The following is a 596-nucleotide window of genomic DNA, read 5'->3' as shown; positions in this document are numbered from 1 at the left end:
CCGCGATGATCGCGTCCACATGGTTCGCGACGGCCGAGGTGACGGCCGGCGCCGCCCCGCCCGCATAGGGCACGTGGACCATCCGCAGGCCCTTGCGCTGCGCGATCAGCACCATGGTGAGGTGGCCGAGGCTGCCGAGGCCGGCCGAGGTGTAGTTGATCTCGCCCGGCCGCGCCTCGGCCGCCGCGAGCAGGTCCGGCAGCGTCCGGTAGGGGCGCGAGGGATGCGTCCCGATGACGTTGGGCGCCGTGCCGATCAGCATGACCGGCGCGAGGTCCCGCTCGTGGTCGAAGGGCTGCGCCGCCAGTAGCGCCGGGTTGACCGCATGGGTGTCGAAGACGAAGAGCCAGGTGTTGCCGTCCGGCGCCGCCCGCACCGCCGCGGCCGCGCCGATGCTGCCGAAGGCGCCCGGCCGGTTCTCGACGACGACCGGCACGCCCAGCCGCTGCTGCAGCCCCGGCTGGACCAGCCGGGCGATCTGGTCGGCGGTACCGGCGGGCGCGAAGGGCACGATCAGCCGGACGGGGCCGCCTTGCGCGTGGGCAATCATGGGTACGGTCAACCCCGCGGCGATCGCGCCGCGCCTGGTCCAATCC

The 596-nt window shown here is 74.3% G+C and carries 1 protein-coding gene; it reads right to left on the bottom strand.

The features are described 5' to 3' along the window. On the bottom strand, positions 1-550 hold a 550-nt coding region (locus AC1DWF_RS36505; RefSeq protein WP_476843325.1), incomplete at its 3' end, for a tripartite tricarboxylate transporter substrate-binding protein. Positions 551-596: the final 46 nt, after the last annotated feature.

Source organism: Aminobacter sp. P4_D5 (genome assembly GCF_056401815.1).
Note: the sequence above shows the minus strand (reverse complement) of the source record. Positions and strands in the feature narration are given on the sequence as shown.